The sequence below is a fragment of the Kaistia dalseonensis genome (assembly GCF_030814715.1).
Lineage (GTDB): Bacteria > Pseudomonadota > Alphaproteobacteria > Rhizobiales > Kaistiaceae > Kaistia > Kaistia dalseonensis.
Window position 1 is genome coordinate 1,273,033 of the sequence record NZ_JAUSVO010000001.1, and the last position, 18,936, is coordinate 1,291,968.

Consider the following 18,936-nt stretch of genomic DNA (forward strand, 5'->3'; position numbering starts at 1 on the left):
CCTCCCCGCCCGCAAGGCCAACCCGCAAAGCGGTCAGCCTTCAAGAATGAGGGAAACCCTCAGAGCTGAATGACTTTAACGTCCTCGGCTGGCGCGAAGGCCAGCGCATTGCGCAGCGGCAGGCCGAAGGCCTCGGCCTCGATCTCGAACACGTCGCCCGGCTCCGTCTTGATGCCGGCCGCAACGCTCAGCGTCGCGGTGCCGTAGGTATGGACATGCACCTGGCCGGGGCGGCGGAAGAAATCATACTTGAAGTGGTGGTGCTCGAGATTGGCGAGCGTGTGGGACATGTTCGCCTCGCCCGAGAGGAAAGGCTCGTCGAAAATCGCCTTGCCGTCACGGATGACCTTGGAGCGGCCGCGCACGTCGTCGGGCAACGCACCGATCAGCAGCTCCGGTCCGACGGAACAGGGCCGCAGCTTGGAATGGGCGAGATAGAGATAGTTCACCCGCTCCATGATGTGGTCGGAGAACTCGTTGGCGAGCGAAAAGCCGATCCGATAGGGCTGGCCGTCATCGCCGACAATGTAGATGCCGGCGATCTCGGGCTCTTCGCCGCCATCCTGGGCAAAGGACGGCGCGGTCAGCGGCTTCTCAGGTCCGACGAGCAGCGCGCCGTCGCCCTTGTAGAACCACTCCGGCTGCACGCCCGTCTGGCCGGCGGCCGGCTTGCCGCCCTCGAGGCCCATGCGGAACATCTTCATCGAATCCGTCAGCGTCTCTTCGGCCGCCGCGACGGTCTTGTGCATCGCGTCGCGGGCCGAGGCGGAACCGAGATGCGTCAGGCCCGTGCCGGTGATCAGCAGATGGGCAGGATCGGGATGATCGATCGGCGCCAGCACGCGGCCCGAGGCCAGCAGCGCCGCACGATCGACGGTCTCGCTCACGCCCGAAATCGACGAATTCACCAGTGCCTCGATGCCGGTCTTTGCGGCGATCGCCGCCTTGGCGATCTCATAGACCGTGTCGTAGCCCGGCACGATCACGGAACGCTCGCCCACGGTAGCCACGACCGCGCGCTTGCCGGCTTCGGTCTCGATCTGCATCAGTCGCATCGATAGTCCTCCTGTCAGCCTTTGGCGGGGCCTTCGCCCTCCGCCATTATGAGAATGAGCCGCTTCCCACGGAGCGCTCAGCGGATTTCGTTGCCGTCCCCGGCCTCGACGCTGCGCCCGATCCAGATCGAATCGAACACATTGCCCTTGGCGTTGCGAAGCAGGCGACGCATGGCGAGATAGGCTTCGTCGGGATTGTGATCGCGGATCGCCTCATAGACGTCGCGGTGCTGAAACACGGCGTCGTCACCCATCACGGTGCGCCAGCCGAGCGAGAACGAGATGACGAGGCCTGATTCGATCAGCCCGCCGACCGAACGGATCATCGGATTGTGCGAGGCTTCGAGCACCGTCATGTGAAAGGCGAGATCGGCCTTGATCTGGTCGGCGCTGCCGCGGTCGCGGTTCTGGATGCCGTCGAGCGCAAGGCGCAGTGCCTCGATCTCGGCCGGAGTCGCCCGCTCAGCCGCGCGCGCCGCTGCGGCCGGCTCGATAATCTCGCGCATCTCGAACAGAGAATGGATGAACTCGTCGCTCGGGCGCTGGTCGATCTGCCATTTGAGCACGTCGGGATCGAGCATGTTCCAGTCGGTGCGCGGACGCACCTTGGTGCCGATCTTCGGCCGGGACACCGTCAGGCCCTTGGCCGACAGTAGCCGCACGGCCTCGCGCACCGCCGTGCGCGATACGCCAAACTCTTCCTGAACCTTGGGTTCGGTCGGCAAGGTCTCGCCGGGCTGATAATGACCCGATACGATCCGGCGCCCGATCTCGCTCGCCACCCTGTCCGACAGGCTGCCCGAGCGGTCCCGCCCCGGCGCCGTCCCTGGTCGCGTGGTATCGCCGCCGCCGCGCATCGTCAGTTCGTTTCCCCATCCTCGCGCCAAAACGCGGAGCGGCTCATCACGGCCACGCTATCATAGTATGTTTGATGGAGAATAGATTCAACCGGCCTGAGACACGCCCGCAGGAGCTACGCACAGCGCTCTCCAATCGGGCGGGTATCGCCGAAGCCGACGGAAGCGGCGAGACGAAATGGGAGTGTCCCCTGCGCCGCACATTCGTCGTATGTTTCTCAGCCGGACAGCAAGACAGCCTCGCAGGGGAACCCGCGAGGCTGCCTGGATGATTGAAGATCAGGTCAGCGGGCGCGCTGATTGAACAGGATCTTCTGCGCTTCCTTGTCATCGGCGAGGCTCAAGGGAGCGACCGGTGCCTTGACCGCCATGCCGCGCTGGACGCCGGGGCGCGCATTCATCGCGTCGATCCAGCGCTTCACATGCGGGAATTCCGACGTGTCGAACTGCTGGGTCTCCCAGCCAGCGGCCCAGCCGAAGATCGCCATATCGGCGATCGAATAGGCGCCGGCGACGAATTCATGGTTGGCGAGGCGGCGGTCGAGCACGCCATAGAGGCGGTGCGTCTCGTCCTGGTAGCGCTTGGTGGCGTAGGGAATGCGCTCGGGTGCATAGACCGAGAAATGGTTGCGCTGGCCGAGCATCGGGCCGAAGCCGGCCATCTGCCACATCAGCCATTCTTCGACGGCTACGCGCTCACGCTCGGCCGTCGGATAGAACTGGCCGAACTTGCGGCCAATATAGAGCAGGATCGCGCCGGATTCGAATACCGAGATCGGAGCGCCATCCGGACCTTCCGGATCGACGATCGCCGGCATCTTGTTGTTCGGCGAAATCTCGAGGAATTCCGGCTTGAACTGGTCTCCCTTGCCGATGTTGATGAACTTCAGCTCATAGGGAAGACCGAGTTCCTCGAACAGGATCGTGATCTTCTTGCCGTTCGGCGTCGGCCAGAAATAGAGATCGATCGGCTTGGTCTGCGTAACCGTCATGAGGCACCTTTGACTGAGGGAGACGAGTGAGAATTGGGCGATCGCGCGCTTATTCCAGGCCGAGCTTCTTCTTGAGGATGTCGTTGACGGCCTGCGGATTGGCCTTGCCGCCCGAGGCCTTCATGATCTGGCCGACAAACCAGCCGGCAAGCGTCGGCTTGAGCTTCACCTGCTCGACCTTGTCTGGATTGGCGGCGATGATGTCGTCGACGACCTTCTCGATCGCGCCGGTATCGGTCACCTGCTTCAGCCCGCGCGCCTCGACGATGACCTTGGGGTCGCCGCCTTCGGTCCAGACGATCTCGAACAGGTCCTTGGCGATCTTGCCCGAGATAGTGCCATCGCTGATCAGGTCGACGATGCCGCCCAACTGATCGGCCGAGACCGGGCTCTCGCTGATGTCCTTGCCGTCCTTGTTGAGGCGTGCAGCGAGCTCCTGCGTCACCCAGTTCGCGGCAAGCTTGGCATCGCGCCCCTTGGCCACCGCCTCGTAGAAATCGGCCGTGTCCTTCTCCAGCACCAGGACGTGCGCGTCATAGGGCGAAAGACCGAGATCGGCGATGAAGCGTGCCTTCTTGGCGTCTGGCAGTTCCGGGAGATGGGCCGCGAGGTCGTCGACCCAGGCCTGGTCGAGCACCAGCGGCAGCAGGTCGGGATCGGGGAAGTAGCGGTAGTCATGCGCCTCTTCCTTGGAACGCATCGACCGGGTCTCGCCCTTATTGGCATCGAACAGACGCGTTTCCTGCGTGATCATGCCGCCATCCTCGATGATGCCGATCTGGCGCCGTGCCTCATAGTCGACCGCCTGGCCGACGAAGCGGATCGAGTTCACGTTCTTGATCTCGCAGCGCGTGCCGAGCGGGTCACCGGGCTTGCGCACGGAAACGTTGACGTCGGCGCGCATCGAGCCTTCATCCATATTGCCGTCGCAGGTGCCGAGATAGCGCACGATGGTTCTGAGCTTGGTCAGATAGGCCTTGGCCTCGTCGGCCGAGCGCAGATCCGGCTTCGACACGATCTCCATCAGCGCGACGCCCGAGCGGTTCAGGTCGACGAAGCTCATTGTGGGATGCTGGTCGTGCAGCGACTTGCCGGCATCCTGCTCCAGATGCAGGCGCTCGATGCCGACGGTCACGCTCTCGCCGCCGTCGAGATCGATCACGATCTCGCCCTCGCCGACGATCGGCTGCTTGAACTGCGAGATCTGGTAGCCCTGCGGCAGATCCGGATAGAAATAGTTCTTCCGGTCGAAGACGCTGCGATTGTTGATGACGGCCTTGAGGCCGAGGCCGGTGCGCACAGCCTGGGCGACGCATTCGCGGTTGATCACCGGCAGCATGCCGGGCATGGCCGCATCGACGAGGCTGACATGCGAATTCGGCGCGCCACCAAACGCCGTCGAAGCGCCCGAGAAGAGCTTGGAATTGGAAAGCACCTGCGCGTGCACTTCCATGCCAATCACGACCTCCCAATCCCCGGTTGCGCCCTTGATGAGCTTCTTGGGGTCGGCGGTGCGGACGATGGCGTTCATGGGCAGGCTCCGGATTTCATTCGTTCAACGGGTTAGTGCCTCACGCCCGGCTCTGCAAGATGTCACGCGTGAGGGCCGGCGCGCTGCCTGTGCCGCGCACCGGCACCTTCGGCGCTTCAGTCGAGATAATCCTTGCACTGCACGGCCGGCTTGTCGCCCCACGGCATGATCGGAACCGTCGAGATCGAGTTCTTCGGGCTGCCGTCGACGAGCTTGTCGGAATAGACGAGGTAGACCAGCACATTGCGCTTGGCATCGCAGCCGCGCACGATCTGCATCTTCTTGAACCAGAAGGAACGGCGCTGGCGGAACATCTCGTCGCCCTGCCCGACCTTGCCCTTGAAGGCGATCGGCCCGACCTGGCGACAGGCGAGCGAGATATCCGAGGTCTCTTCCGCGACGCCGAACATGCCGGAGACGCCCCCCTTCTCAGGGGCCGCGAAATGGCAGGCGACGCCATCAATGTCGGGATCGTCAATGCCGTAGACAGCGATCTTGTCGTTCGGCGTCACCCATTTGAACGTCGTCGATTCCTTGAAGATGAGATCGGGATCTTCGGCGAGTGCGGGTCCACCGAGGACCAGCATGGCGAAGGTGACGACCGAAGCAAGCAGACCAAGGCGCATGACGCTCTCCCGCGACCAATGATGGCCGCTATATAGGCGCGCCCGATGACGGCGCGAAGAGCACCGCCATGAATGACCGGTCATTCATTCCAGACCGCAGTCAGGACGCCTCATAGGCGAGCCGCGGCGGCGTCTCGAGCCCGAGGCGCCCGCGCCTCAGCCAGCGGACCAGCATCAGCGTCGAGACGGTCGCGAGGCCGCTCGCAAGACCGATCCAGATGCCGATGCCGCCGAGCTTGAACCCGAAGCCGAGCAACACGCCGCTGCCGAGACCGACGCCCCAGAAGCCGATCGCCGCAAAGATCATCGGCACCTTGGTGTCGTGCAATCCCCGCAGCATGCCCGACCCGATCGCCTGCGCGCCGTCGAACACCTGGAACAGCGCTGCAATGCCGAGGAAGGACACGCCGATGGCGACGACCTCCGCATTGGCCGGATCGAAGCGATCGATGAAGATCCCGATCAACTGCTCCGGAATGAAGAAGATCGTCAGCGCGGTGCAGCACATGAAGCCGACGCCGAGCACGAACGGTGTCCAGCCGGCCCGGCGGATGCCCTCATGGTCGCGCGCGCCATAGGCAATGCCGACACGGACGGTCACGGCCTGGGAGAAGCCGAGCGGCACCATGAAGCAGAGCGCCGCGATCTGGATCGCGATCGCATGCGCCGCCACCGAAGCCTCGCTGATCAGACCCATCAGGAAGACGGCCGCGTTGAACACGGTCACCTCGAAGCCGACTGCGATGCCGATCGGCAGGCCGAGCTTCCAGAGGCCGACGAAGCGGGCCCAATCCGGCCGCCAGAAGCGGCCGAACAGATGATAGCGGCGAAAGCGACGATGGCGCATGCAGACGATCGCCATGCCGAGGAACATCACGGTGGAGGAAAGGCTGCTGCCGATACCGGCGCCGACGATGCCGAGCGCGGGAAAGCCGAACTTTCCGAAGACGAGCACCCAGACCGCCAGCGCGTTGAGCGCAACCCCGATCACGCCGACGACGACCGACCAGATCGGCTGCTCCAGCGCGGCCACGAAAGCCCTCAGCACCAGATACCAGAGGAAGGGCAGCATCGCCCATTGCAGGCCACGCATGTAATGCGCGGCGATGCTGGCGAGTTCGGGCTCCTGCCCGATGGCGATCAGGATCGGCTCGGTGTTCCAGAGGATGATCCAGAACGGGATCACCAGCGCCACGGCGGCCCAGAGCCCCTGCCGCACTGTGCGACGGACGTCGCGCACCGAGTGCTTCTTGCGGCCGATCTCCCGCGCGATCATGGGCGAGACGGCCGAGACGAGACCAATGCCGAAGATCAGCAGTGCGAAATAGAGATTGGTGCCGAGCGCGCCGGCGGCCAGCATGCGTGAGCCGAGCCAGCCGATCATGATGACGTCGGTGACGTTGATGAGGGTCTGGGCGAGATTGGTCAGGATCAGCGGAAGGGCGAGCGCAATGGTAGCGCGCGCCTCCTCGGCCCAGGGCCTGATCGGCGCATCGTCATGGGCGGCGATGTCACGTGCGGTCATGGAAATCGAACTCTCGGACGGGCCGCGGGGACATGCCCGCCGGCCGATTGAGCGCCCAATAGGCATATTGCCTCTGGAATGGCCACCAAAACATCGTGATGGCTGCGATCAGGCCCGTGAATGAATTCACAAGATCGTCAGTCCTGGGGGAGACTTCCGCCTTTGGGACGCCCTGCGGATGACCGCCGGGCACAATCATGCTAGGACCAACATGATTAAGGTCGATTTCTCGGTTGCGACCGGGGCCGTGATAGAGACCATAAAATGAGCGTCGATAGAGTATTCTTGCGTGTCGCCATCGCGGCGATGTTTCTGGGCATGGGCGGCGGTCTGGCCGAGGCTGCGTCGGCGGTCTGCAACAGCCTGGAATCACGCCTTTCTTCCCTGCAGCGTGGCCAGAGCGGCGGCGCCGGGCAGGCTGCCGCGCTCGATGGCGCGCTGAACCGCCAGCGCGCGGAGCTCAATGCGGCCAATGCGCAGGCGCGCAATGCCGGCTGCCGCGGCTTCCTGATCTTCAAGTCCAAGGCCGGCCCGGAATGCGCTTCGATCAACAAGAACATCGCGCGCATGGAAGGCAATCTGGCCAAGCTGCAGGGCCAGCGCGGTCGTGTGAACTACGATCCGGCGAGCAGCAACCGCCAGCGGTCGGAGTTGCTGCAGCAGCTCGGCGCCAATAATTGCGGTCCGCAATATGCGGCCTATGCCAACAGCCGCCCGCGCAATCTGCTCGACATGATCTTCAACCCGAATGGCAACGTCTACGCGCCGCAAGCGCCGCAGGGCGAGGTGGCTCGCATCGACCAGGGTGGCCTGACAGAACCCGGCGACAATACAGGCGGCTATGATCGCGGCTTCGGCGGCGGCAAGTATCGTACGCTCTGCGTGCGCACCTGCGACGGCTATTATTTCCCGATCAGCTTCTCGACCACCCGGGCCGGCTTCGCGACCGACGAGCAGATCTGCCGTCAGATGTGCCCCGGCACCGACGTTGCGCTCTATGCCCACCGTAATCCCGGGCAGGACAGCCGCCAGGCGCTCTCGACCACCGACACGACACCCTATAGCGAACTGCCAACCGCCTTCGCCTATCGCACCAGCTTCAATCCGATCTGCACCTGCGGCAAGCCTCAGGCGCTCGACAGCGTCGCGGGCGGCTATTCTCCGGCGGCGATCGGACCCTTCGCGTCCAATCTCGCGCCCGTTCCCGTCTCCGCGCCTTCGCTCGGCGAAGATCCGGAAACACTCGCCAACCGCGCCGGCAATCTGAGCCCTGTCGATATCGGCAAGCCGAACGTGGCGACGCCGGTCGCCGGCCTTACTCCGCTGCCGCCGCGGAGCGGAGCCGCTCGCCGAGTCGGTCCATCGTATTTCTACGCCCAATGAGCGGCAGCAGCGCGGCGAGCTCCGGCCCGTGATCGAGGCCCGTTAGCGCCAGCCTCAGCGGCATGAACAGCGCCCTGCCCTTGCGACCGGTCGCCGCCTTGATCGCGTCGGTCCAGCGCTTCCACGTCTCGCCGTCGAACGGCTCCTCGGGCAGCAGTTCGATCGCGGCCGCGAGGAGCGGCGCGTCGCCAGCGTCCGCCGGCGCCATCTCGACGAGCGGCCCGGTCACAACCTGCCACCAGCCGCGCGCGTCGGCGAGCTTCACGATGTTGGCGCGCGCAATATTCCAGAACGCTTCACCGCCGCCGACACCCATTGCTCCCAAACGGTCGGCCACCGCGGCAAATCCCGTTGCGTGCAACAGCTTGGCGTTGAGCCCGTCCAGATCCGCCGGGTCGAAACGGGCCGGGGACTTCGAGACCATGGAGAGATCGACCGTCTCGGCCAGCGTTACGAGATCCGGCACGGCCTCGACAGGCGCGGACGTGCCGATCAGCACGGCGAGCGAGGCAACTGCCATCGGCTCATAGCCCGCCTCGGCGAGCGAGCCGAGCGACAAGGCGCCCGTACGCTTCGAAAGCCCCTCTCCGCTCGCCGTGGTCAAGGTGTTGTGGTGGCCGAAGACGGGCACGAAATCCGAAAGCGCCTGGAAGATCTGGATCTGGACGCCGGTATTGGTGACATGATCATCGCCGCGGATGACATGCGTCACGCCCATGTCGACATCGTCGACGACCGAAGGCAGCGTGTAGAGGTAGGAGCCGTCCTCGCGGACCAGCACCGGATCGGAGAGCGAGCCGATATCGACGCTCTCATGGCCGCGCACCAGATCGTCCCAGGTCACATGGCCGGCCGTCTCGTCGAGCTTGAAGCGCCAATGCGGCTTGCGTCCTTCAGCCTCCAGCGCCGCCTTCTCGGCATCGCTGAGCCGCAGGCCGGCGCGGTCATAGATCGGCGGCAGCCCGCGCGCCATCTGGCGCTTGCGACGGCGGTCGAGCTCGTCCGCCGTCTCGTAGCAGGCATAGAGCCGGCCAGCCTGCTTAAGCCGGAGCACGGCCGCATCATAGGCAGCGGTCCGCAGCGACTGGCGCTCGAAGCGATGCGGCTTGATGCCGAGCCAGTCTATGTCGCGCAGGATCGCGTCGGCATAGTCCTCCCGCGAGCGCTCGCGATCGGTATCGTCGAGCCGCAGGATGAAGCTGCCGCCATGGCGGAGTGCGAACAGCCAGTTGAACAGGGCCGGACGCGCATTGCCGATATGGAGATAGCCGGTCGGCGACGGGGCGAAACGGACGGTGACGGATGAGTGGGGCGTGGCGGCTGAATGGGACATGGCGAGCGGTTTAGCGCGCGGCCACCAGCCACGCAATCAAGCCTAGCGCACGATCGTGATCTTCTCGGCGGCGCGCGTGATGCCGGTGTAGAGCCAGCGGTCACGATGCTCGCGAAAAGCGTAGCTCTCGTCGAAAAGGACGAGGTCATCCCATTGCGAACCCTGCGACTTGTGCACGGTCAGCGCATAGCCATAGTCGAACTCGTCCGAATTGCGCCGCTGCGGATAGGAAAGATCCTCGCCGCCATTTTCGAAGAAGTTCGGATGGACGGCGACCTTGACGGTCTTGCCGCCCTCCTCGGGCCCGACACTCAGGCGCAACAGGCTCTTGCGCGGCGCGCCGAGCGCCGAGACCACCCAGGTTCCGCCATTGAGCAGGCCCTTCTGCTTGTCGTTCCTGAGGCAGACGAGCTTGTCGCCGACAGCCGGCATTGGGCTGAGCAGTCCCTTCAGTTCGCGAATGCGCTGGTTGTAGAGCCTGCGGGTCTTGTTGGTGCCGACGAGGACCTGATCGGCGGAGAGGATCTGCGCGGCGTCGATCTCCTTCCGCGAGATCACACGGCTTTCGCCATGCTCGCCATAGTCGATCGTCTCGCCGGCGCGGACCTGCATGGAGAGGCGGATGATCGGATTGTCCTGCGCCTGGCGGTGAACTTCGGTCAGCATGTGGTCGGGCGGCGCCTCGGTGAAGAAGCCCCCGCCCTTGACTGGCGGAAGCTGCGCTGGATCGCCGAGCACCAGCACGGGCGTGCCGAAGGAAAGCAGATCGCGGCCAAGGTCTTCATCCACCATCGAGCATTCGTCGATGATGATCAGTTCCGCTTTCGATGCCGCACTCTCATGGTTGATGGCAAAGACCGGCTGCTCGTCATCCTCACCGGCGCGCGGCCGATAGATGAGGCTGTGGATCGTGCCCGCCCCCTCACAGCCCTTGGAACGCAGGACATGCGCCGCCTTGCCGGTGAAGGCCGCAAAGGCCACGGTGCCGTCAATATCCGCCGCTATATGCTTGGCGAGCGTCGTCTTGCCGGTGCCGGCATAGCCGAACAGGCGAAAGACCGGCGAATCGCCGCGTCGCAGCCACGACGCTACGGCACTCAAGGCGTCTTCCTGTTGGGGCGACCAGCGCATGGGTTCTCCTGACGAGTGATCCGCTCCTGATAGCCGATTCACGGCATGTGGCAGAAGCCCGACGGCAGTGATCTCGTGACATTTGAGCAACAGTCACGATGCTTGAATGCAACATGAGCCAAAAAGTCTTTGCGTGCCTTGGTTTCGGCCAATCTCGGCCGCAGAGAGACATGATCGAAGAATGAGACGTTTGCAGCCTCGATGATTGATCTGTCCTGTGGCGGAATTGTCATTGCGGCGACGGTGGAAAGCAATCAGTAAGGATGCATGTCATTTATTGGAGCAAGCGCCGTGGCGACCCGGCGAATCAGTTGGCCTTCTGGGCCGACTCGCTGGTGATGTCATTGTATTCTCTCAATTCTTCCCCACTTCGTGCTGAAAGGGACAGGCTTTGAACGAACCGAAGCCTCTGAAGACGACTGGCAAGCTCAGCCGTCGTGCATTTGTGATCGGCATGCCTGCCCTGCTCGCTGCCTGCCAGACCTCCCAGACCACCGCGCCCGGCATCGCCGCGGCCAGCCAACCCGCATTCATCGATCAGGGCTTTGCCCAGATGTATGCCGCCATCGATACGGAGCCCTTCCCGGTTCCCGCGGTCGACGTCTCCAAGATGGATCCGCAGTTCCTGCGTCAGGTGGTGTCGATACCGGCTGGAATGCAAGCCGAGCCCGGCACAATCGTCATCGATCCGCCGAACCATTTCCTCTATCTCGTCTTCGAGAACGGGACCGCCATCCGCTACGGCGTCGGCGTCGGCCGCCAGGGCTTTGCATGGTCGGGTGACGCCTCGATCCAGGCGAAGCGTGAATGGCCGAAATGGCATCCGCCCAAGGAAATGATGGCCCGCGACCCGGAAGCGGCGAAGTGGCCCGACGGCATGCCCGGTGGCCCCGGCAACCCGCTTGGCGCCCGCGCCATGTATCTCTACCAGGGCAAGGTCGACACGCTCTATCGCATCCATGGCACGACGCAGCCCTGGTCGATCGGCAAGTCGCTCTCCTCGGGTTGTATCCGCCTGATCAACCAGGACATCATCGACCTCTACAGCCGCGTTCCGATCGGCACACGGGTGACAGTGCTCGGCAATGTCGAGCCGGATCCGGTCGCCGTCTATCAGAGCCATGGCGGCGCGGTCCCGGACCCCGTCGTGCCGCGCACATCGTCCAATACGACGATGCCGTCCGGTGGCGCCAACGGCTGATCGCCGCGCCCATCCAACGATTGATCAAGGCCCTCTTCGGAGGGCCTTTTTCTTTTCGGGTATCCCTGCCTGGAAAAGACGCGGCGCAGCCGGGATTTGCGGTTGAACAGTCGGGGCGTTGCCTCCACTTTCGAGGGGCCCTCGATCCACCCGAACCGAAAGCTGATACGTGCCGCACTACACGCCGCTCATCGCGACGATCGTCATTGGTCTCGTTCTCGCCTTCATCCTGGGGCTCATCGCCCACAGGTTGCGCATTTCTCCGCTGGTTGGATATCTCCTCGCCGGCGTGCTGGCCGGACCGTTCACGCCGGGATTCGTCGCAGACCAGAACCTCGCCAATGAACTCGCCGAGATCGGCGTCATCCTGCTGATGTTCGGCGTCGGATTGCACTTTTCGCTCAAGGACCTGATGTCCGTCAAAGCGATCGCGGTGCCCGGCGCCATCGTGCAGATCGCGGTGGCCACGCTGCTCGGCGTCGGCCTCGGCTGGGCGGTAGGATGGTCCATCGCCGGCAGTGTCGTCTTCGGCCTGGCGCTGTCGGTCGCCAGTACCGTGGTGCTGCTCCGCTCGCTGCAGGAACGGCGGCTGATCGACACGGATCGCGGCCGGATCGCCGTCGGGTGGCTCATCGTCGAAGACCTCGCCATGGTGCTGGCACTGGTGCTGCTGCCGGCGCTGGCCGAGATCCTGACCGGCGGACAGGCCTCCGGCGCCGGCCTCGCCGCACGCAGCGGCTATGGTCTGATTGGCATTCTGGCCATCACGATCGGCAAGGTCGTGGCCTTCGTCGCGCTGATGCTGATCGTCGGACGGCGGGTCATCCCCTGGCTCCTGCACTATGTCGCCCATACCGGCTCACGCGAATTGTTCCGCCTGGCGGTGCTGGCCATAGCGCTTGGTGTTGCCTTTGGCGCCGCAACGTTGTTCGGCGTTTCCTTTGCGCTCGGCGCCTTCTTCGCCGGCATGATCCTGAGCGAATCCCCGCTGTCGCAGCGCGCCACCGAGGAGACGCTGCCGCTGCGTGACGCCTTCGCAGTGCTGTTCTTCGTTTCGGTCGGCATGCTGTTCGATCCCAGCATCGTGCTGCGCGAACCGCTGCTGCTGGTCGCCACGCTCGCCATCATCCTGGTCGGCAAGTCGATCGCGGCGTTCCTGATCGTGCGCGCCTTCGGCTATGCGAAGTCGACGGCGCTGACGATCTCCGCCAGCCTCGCGCAGATCGGCGAGTTCTCGTTCATCCTCGCAGCGCTCGGCGTCGATCTCGGCCTGCTGAACCAGACCGGCCGCGATCTGATCCTCGCCGGCGCCATTCTTTCGATCCTCCTGAACCCGCTCGCCTTCGCCTTCGCCAAGCTGATCCTGCAGCGGAGCGATGAGAAGAAGAAGGACGCGCCGACGGTGGCGCCGCCCGCCGAGGCGCCCGCCCCGGCCCCCGCCGCCGAGGCGCCCGTTCACGAGGACGCCCCGGCCCTTGTGCCGACGGCGCTGACCGATCACACGATCGTCGTGGGTTTCGGCCGCGTCGGACGCATCGTGACGGAGAAGCTCAAGGAGGAAGGCCGCGCCTATCTCGTGATCGAGAATGGCGGCGAGCGCGCCAAGGAGGCCCGCGAGGCCGGCGCGGAGGTCATCGTCGGCAATGCCGTCGAGGCCGAAGTTCTCGCGGCGGCGAACCCGACTTCGGCACGCCACCTGCTGGTCGCCATTCCGGACGCCTTCGAGGCGGGCCAGATCGTCTCCAAGGCCCGGGCGATCAACCCGCTGATCGAGATCATTGCGCGCGGCCGCACCGAGGCGGAGGTCGCCCATCTGGTGAGCTATGGCGCCAATCTCGCCATTATGGGCGAGCGCGAGATCGCGCTCGGCATGGTCGCCTGCATCAACCAGGTGCCGGAGGGCGCCCCGACCTCCGCATCAGAGCCTGGACCCACGACAGAGGCCCAGCCGCCGGCATCGGACGATATCGCGGCTACCGACGTCACCAGTGCGGCCGAAGCCCCTGGAGCGGAGACGCCGTCCGAGATGCCGGAGGCAGCCAGGGAAACCATCGAGGCCGGCGAGCCGGAACCGCTCGGCGGGAGCCCCGAAAAGGGCACCGAGCCGGCCTGACAGGTCCGCTCGGCCCAAAGCGGCTTCGATCAGTCGAAGCGGTACATATCCATGGAAAGCGCGCCATATTCATAGGAATTATGGATGCGCGTTCCCTTGGCGTCCTTGCCCGCCGCGCCGAGCGCGACGAAGAACGGCAGGAAATGATCGTCTTCCGGATGCGCCATGGCGGCATGCGGCGCGCGGGCGCGGTAATCGATCAGGCTTTCCGCATCGCCCACTGCGGCGCGGGTGGCGACCCAGTCGGCAAACTCCTTCGCCCAATCGACCACCGGCGCATCGACGTCCGGTCGGCCGGCCGGGTTGCGGAAGAAGAGCCCCAGATTATGGGTGGCGGCCCCGGTGCCGATGATCATCACACCCTCGGCGCGCAGCGCCTCGAGCGCTCGGCCGAGCGCATAATGATAGGCGGCATTGCGGTGCGGCTGGATCGAAAGCTGCACCAGCGGCACCTTGGCATCCGGCCAGATCAGCGAGAGCGGCACCCAGGTTCCGTGATCGAAGCCGCGCTTCGGCGCAACATCGGCCGGCAGGCCGGCCGCCTTCAGCAGATCGTAGACCTCCTGCGCAATGACGGCATCGCCGGGCGCCGGATAGACGATCTCGTAGAGCGGCTTCGGAAAGCCGCGGAAATCATAGATCATGTCGGGGTGCTGGTCGGCGACCACCGTCGGCTCATCGGTCTCGAAATGGGCCGAGACGACCAGAACCGCGCGCGGACGCGGCAGGCTGGCGCCGAGCGTCTGCAGGAAGCGGTGCGCCGACGTGTCGGTGAGCGCGAGCATGGGCGAGCCATGCGAGAGAAACAGGGTTGGGAGAGACATGAAAGCCTCCTTGGCTTGCTGCTTCCAGATGTAGTGCAGACTTGCGGTAGCCGTAAGATGCACGATCGAGCACGCAGCGTTCAGCCATATTGACCAATCCGGAAGCCGGCCCGGGCGTCGCTCAGAGGCTGGCGGCGATCAGCCGATCCGCGACGATCGCGACGGATCGCGCCGGCCCGCCCTCGCCGAAGAGCTGCCCGGAAACATAGGCGCCCTCGATCAGCAGCAAGAGGCCATCGCCGAGGACCTCCGGTTCGGCGGCGCCCATGGTGCGGGCCATCTCGACCAGCCGCCGGCGCAGCTCGCGCTTGTTCCCCTCCGCGACGCGGCGCGCGGGCGTCTCCGGCTCGGGATATTCGACCGCGGCGTTGGTCATGCCGCAGCCGCGATAGCCGTTCAGCGTCGCGCGCAGGGCGAGCGGCTCGAGAAAGGCGCGGATCTGTGCGCGCGGATCGCCTGGATGGAGCGCCACCGCCGCATCGAAGCGCACCCAGAATTCGGCCTCGTAATCCCGCATATAGGCAGCGGCGAGTTCATCCTTGGAGCCGAAGCTGCGATAGAGCGTCGGCTTGGTGACACCAGCGCGCGCGACGATCTCGTCCACGCCCACCGCCCGGATGCCCAGACGATAGAACAGGTCTCGCGCCGTCGCCTTGATCCGGTCCGCTGCACGTGGCGACGGCGCAACAGCCCCCGCGTCAATCTCCGACTTGCCCGACATGGCCTTCCGAAATCCATCTTGACGATGTAACAGACCGGTACGTATCATAGCGCATCATCAAATGGAACGGTCTTCGCCATGAAGTCAGTCGTCAAGCGGCCATTTGGCCAGAAATACGCCTTTGTTGTCGCCGGCGTCATTTTCGTGGCCCTTCTGGCCTCGGCAGGTTCCCGTGCAACGCCTGGCGTCCTGATGCTGCCGCTCGAAGGTGCGTTTGGCTGGGACCGCAGCACGATCTCGCTGGCGGCGGCAATCGGCATCTTCCTCTACGGGCTGACCGGCCCGTTCGCCGCAGCCCTCATGCAGACCTTCGGCGTTCGCCGCACGCTCATCTGTGCGCTTCTGCTGATGTGCGTTTCGACCGGGCTCAGCGCCTTCATGACCACGCCCTGGCAATTCATCGCCACCTGGGGCGTGCTGTCGGGCGTCGGCTCGGGCGCGGTGGCGCTCGTCCTCGGCGCCACGATCGTCAACCGCTGGTTCGTGACCAATCGCGGCCTGATGATGGGCCTGCTGACGGCGAGCACCGCCACCGGTACGCTGATCTTTCTTCCGGGTCTGGCGGCGCTCGCCACCTGGGGCGGCTGGCAGGCCGTGGTGATCACGCTGTCGATCATCATGGCCGCCCTCGTGCCGCTGGCCTATTTCCTCATTCCCGAGCGGCCGGAGGATGCCGGCCTCGTGCCCTATGGCGCCGATCCGGACGCCCCGCCGGCAGCAGCTGCGCCGCAGGGCAACGCCTTCGCCAATGCCATCAATGCGCTGGTCGAAGCCTCGAAGACCAAGGTCTTCTGGTATCTCTTCGCCACCTTCTTCATTTGCGGCTTCACGACCAATGGCCTGATCGGCACCCACATGATCGCCTTCTGTGGCGACATGGGCATTCCCGAGGTTCAGGCCGCCAGCATGCTCGCCATGATGGGCCTGTTCGACCTGATCGGAACGACCGGCTCGGGCTGGCTCACCGACCGCTTCGATCCCCGCAAGCTGCTATTCATCTATTATGCCTTCCGCGGACTCTCGCTGATCTACCTGCCCTTCACCGATTTCTCGTTCTACAGCCTCTCCTTCTTCGTCGTGCTCTACGGCCTCGACTGGATCGCCACCGTTCCGCCGACCGTGAAGCTCGCCAACGAGGCCTTCGGCGATCGCAGGGCACCGATCGTCTTCGGCTGGATCGCGGCCGGCCACCAGCTCGGCGCGGCCTGCGCCGCGTTCCTGGGTGGCTATATGCGCACGGTGCAGGGAAACTATTTCGACGCTTTCATCATCGCCGGCTCGACCGGCCTGATCGCCGCCGTCCTCGCGCTGATGATCGGTCGCCAGAAGCGCGCGGCCGAACCTGCCGTAGCGTGATCGCGACTTTCGGAGGTATCCGACGCTACGGAATGTTGACGGATTCCGCTCCGTGCTGCATAGCAGACAAAGTTGCTGCGACGCAGCACGGCGCTAGATTGCTCAACTAGCCAACGGTCGAGGCGGACATGGCGACTATAACGGGAACCAGCGGAAACGATACCCTGACGGGGACCTCCGGTACCGATATCATCAACGGCCTCGAAGGTGATGACATCATTCATGGCGGCGCGGGCAATGATATCATTGATGGCGGCCCCGGAGCAGACCAGCTTTATGGCGATGACGGCAATGACATCATCAAGTCATGGCGCTTCGAAGGGCCTGACTATATCGATGGCGGCGATGGTATAGACCAGCTGTGGCTGAAGCGCAGCTATGTCTATATCAACGAACAGATCGATATATCGACGGCCGACAAGATCGCGACAGTTCAAGACCTCGGCGACGGCACACTCATCGTCAACATTGAACAGCTCAACGTCACCGGCGGCTATGGCGACGACTGTTTCGTTGGCGGGGCGCTCGACGATACGCTTTATGGCTGGCACGGCAACGACACACTGATCGGCAATGACGGTAACGACTATATCGATGGCGGCTCTGGCGACGACGTCATCTATGGCGGCAGCGGCCACAACACGCTGATTGGCTATTCGGGCAACGACACGATCTATTCGGGGCCGGATGCGGTCGACAAGATCGATGGCGGCACCGGCATCGACCTTCTCGTGTTCGACCGGACCGGATCGAACATCGGCATTACGCTCTCCATGGCTATCGATCCGGCCGTGGTGCAGACCCTCGCCGACGGCAGCACGGTGACCGGTATCGAGCGTCTCGAATTTCATGGCGGCAGCGGCAATGACGTCGTCACGGCCGGAACTTTGGCCGCCGTGATCTACGGCGGCGACGGCAATGACGAATTGCACGGCGGCGACGGCAGCGACGTGCTGAGTGGCGATGACGGCGATGACTGGATTTTCGTCAGCGCCGGGGCTGGATCGCATGACGTCATCAGTGGGGGCGCGGGCAGCGATACGCTGGACTTCTCCGCGATCACCGGTGGCGTCACTTTCGCACTCGCAAGTTCCGGCACTTTCGTGGATGAGAGCCAGAACATCAGCTTCGACTATTCGGGCATAGAGAACGTCACCGGCACGAGCAGCGATGATATCCTCACAGGGAATAGCGGTTCCAACGTTCTGAAGGGCGGGGCCGGTAACGATGTCCTCGTCGTCACGGCGGGAGCCGGATCGCACGACGTGCTCGATGGCGGCACCGGCTCCGACACGCTCGACTTCTCGAATATCGCCGGCAGCATCCGCTTCACGCTGGCCGATTCCGGGAACTTCACCGATACCGCCCAGAACATCAATTTCGACTATGCGGGGATCGAGAACGTCACCGGCACGCGGGGGGCCGATATCATCGTCGGCAATGACGGGGCCAATATTCTGCTCGGCGGTGCCGGCAACGACAACATTACCGGCGGCGCCGGTAATGACGTCATCGATGGCGGGCCGGGCATCGATTTCATCGATGGCGGGCTGGATGCCGATATTCTTTCGGGCGGCGACGGCGACGACATCATCAAGTCATGGTTGAAGAGCGGTCCCGACCAGATCGATGGCGGCAACGGCATCGACTGGGTCTGGATCGCGCGCAACGATCTTTCTGTCGCGATGACGCTCGACCTTTCGACGCCTGAAAAGATCGCCTCCGTCCAGAATCTCGGCGACGGCACGACGATCACCGGCATCGAGCGGCTGAACTATGTCGGCAGCAATGGCGTCGACATCATCACCGGCGGCGCCTTTGCCGACAGCATTGATGGTGGCCGCGGCGATGACATCATCAATGGCGGTTTGGGCGATGACCTGATCAAGGGCGGCGCCGGCAATGACGACCTGACCGGCGGTGGCGGCAACGACGCGATCTATGGTGGCGACGGCAATGATATTGTCAGGGTCAACGGTGAGCTGTCCTATGCCGATGGCGGCAACGGGACAGATTCGCTCTATCTCTATCTCACGGCCGATCAGTACGCTGACGGCAACGTCCGGCAGGACCTAGCAGCCTATCAGGCCCTGATCGACAACTCGTCGTCGAGCGAGACCTATACCTTCAGCCACTCGTTCGGGCTGACGGTCACGGGTTTCGAGAGCCTCACCGTTTTTGTCGACGGCGTCGCCCAGGCGATCCCCCAAGCCGATTCCAGCTCGGATTGGCTGCTCAGCTAGCGGCGACCCAAGCCCGTCTGGTTTAATGAGGTCAGGTGCCGCGCG

Annotated in this window: 15 protein-coding genes; 5 read left to right on the forward strand and 10 right to left on the reverse strand. The window is 64.3% G+C overall.

What is annotated here, in order from left to right; all coding sequences use genetic code 11:
* Positions 1 to 59: 59 nt before the first annotated feature.
* From araD1 to QO014_RS05870, 6 genes are all read right to left on the reverse strand, one after another.
* A complete protein-coding gene (gene araD1 / locus QO014_RS05845; RefSeq protein WP_266347676.1) occupies positions 60 to 1,055 on the reverse strand; it encodes an AraD1 family protein in 996 nt (331 codons plus the stop codon).
* A 77-nt stretch (positions 1,056 to 1,132) separates the two neighbouring features.
* Positions 1,133 to 1,912 (reverse strand): FadR/GntR family transcriptional regulator, encoded by a 780-nt coding sequence (locus QO014_RS05850; RefSeq protein ID WP_266347677.1) that lies wholly within the window; start codon positions 1,910 to 1,912, stop codon positions 1,133 to 1,135.
* 284 nt (positions 1,913 to 2,196) lie between these two features.
* Positions 2,197 to 2,904 (reverse strand): glutathione S-transferase N-terminal domain-containing protein, encoded by a 708-nt coding sequence (locus QO014_RS05855; RefSeq protein ID WP_266347678.1) that lies wholly within the window; start codon positions 2,902 to 2,904, stop codon positions 2,197 to 2,199.
* 49 nt (positions 2,905 to 2,953) lie between these two features.
* On the reverse strand, positions 2,954 to 4,435 hold the full coding sequence (gene gatB / locus QO014_RS05860) for an Asp-tRNA(Asn)/Glu-tRNA(Gln) amidotransferase subunit GatB (RefSeq protein ID WP_266347679.1): 1,482 nt from the start codon (positions 4,433 to 4,435) through the stop codon (positions 2,954 to 2,956).
* 116 nt (positions 4,436 to 4,551) lie between these two features.
* A complete protein-coding gene (locus tag QO014_RS05865) occupies positions 4,552 to 5,061 on the reverse strand; it encodes a CreA family protein (RefSeq protein WP_266347680.1) in 510 nt (169 codons plus the stop codon).
* Between the two features lie 100 nt (positions 5,062 to 5,161).
* A complete protein-coding gene (locus QO014_RS05870; RefSeq protein ID WP_266347681.1) occupies positions 5,162 to 6,586 on the reverse strand; it encodes an MATE family efflux transporter in 1,425 nt (474 codons plus the stop codon).
* 264 nt (positions 6,587 to 6,850) lie between these two features.
* Here QO014_RS05870 and QO014_RS05875 point away from each other — a divergent pair, with 264 nt between their 5' ends.
* Entirely contained in the window at positions 6,851 to 7,969 is a 1,119-nt protein-coding gene (locus tag QO014_RS05875) for a DUF2865 domain-containing protein (protein WP_266347682.1), read from the forward strand.
* Here QO014_RS05875 and gltX read toward each other — a convergent pair.
* Together gltX and QO014_RS05885 are read right to left on the reverse strand one after the other, a co-directional pair.
* On the reverse strand, positions 7,902 to 9,302 hold the full coding sequence (gene gltX, locus QO014_RS05880; protein ID WP_266347683.1) for a glutamate--tRNA ligase: 1,401 nt from the start codon (positions 9,300 to 9,302) through the stop codon (positions 7,902 to 7,904). The two genes, QO014_RS05875 and gltX, sit on opposite strands and share 68 nt — an antisense overlap.
* Positions 9,303 to 9,344: 42 nt before the next feature.
* Positions 9,345 to 10,433: an ATP-dependent DNA helicase gene (locus QO014_RS05885; protein WP_266347684.1), complete on the reverse strand. Its 1,089-nt coding sequence runs from the start codon at positions 10,431 to 10,433 to the stop codon at positions 9,345 to 9,347.
* Positions 10,434 to 10,824: 391 nt separating this feature from the next.
* On the opposite strand from QO014_RS05885, the gene QO014_RS05890 reads away from it, so the two are divergent.
* The gene (locus QO014_RS05890) at positions 10,825 to 11,634 is read left to right on the forward strand and encodes a L,D-transpeptidase (protein ID WP_266347685.1); all 810 of its coding nucleotides are present in this window, start codon (positions 10,825 to 10,827) and stop codon (positions 11,632 to 11,634) included.
* A gap of 169 nt (positions 11,635 to 11,803) precedes the next feature.
* Positions 11,804 to 13,747, forward strand: a complete 1,944-nt coding sequence (ybaL, locus tag QO014_RS05895; RefSeq protein WP_266347686.1) for a YbaL family putative K(+) efflux transporter — start codon at positions 11,804 to 11,806, stop codon at positions 13,745 to 13,747.
* A gap of 29 nt (positions 13,748 to 13,776) precedes the next feature.
* Here ybaL and QO014_RS05900 read toward each other — a convergent pair whose 3' ends face one another.
* Both QO014_RS05900 and QO014_RS05905 read right to left on the reverse strand, forming a co-directional pair.
* Positions 13,777 to 14,571, reverse strand: a complete 795-nt coding sequence (locus tag QO014_RS05900; protein ID WP_266347687.1) for a DODA-type extradiol aromatic ring-opening family dioxygenase — start codon at positions 14,569 to 14,571, stop codon at positions 13,777 to 13,779.
* Positions 14,572 to 14,692: 121 nt separating this feature from the next.
* Positions 14,693 to 15,292 (reverse strand): TetR/AcrR family transcriptional regulator, encoded by a 600-nt coding sequence (locus QO014_RS05905; protein ID WP_266347688.1) that lies wholly within the window; start codon positions 15,290 to 15,292, stop codon positions 14,693 to 14,695.
* Between the two features lie 78 nt (positions 15,293 to 15,370).
* Here QO014_RS05905 and QO014_RS05910 point away from each other — a divergent pair, with 78 nt between their 5' ends.
* Positions 15,371 to 16,648 (forward strand): MFS transporter, encoded by a 1,278-nt coding sequence (locus QO014_RS05910; protein ID WP_266347689.1) that lies wholly within the window; start codon positions 15,371 to 15,373, stop codon positions 16,646 to 16,648.
* 128 nt (positions 16,649 to 16,776) lie between these two features.
* Positions 16,777 to 18,891, forward strand: a complete 2,115-nt coding sequence (locus QO014_RS05915; RefSeq protein ID WP_266347690.1) for a calcium-binding protein — start codon at positions 16,777 to 16,779, stop codon at positions 18,889 to 18,891.
* The last annotated feature ends 45 nt before the right edge of the window (positions 18,892 to 18,936 follow it).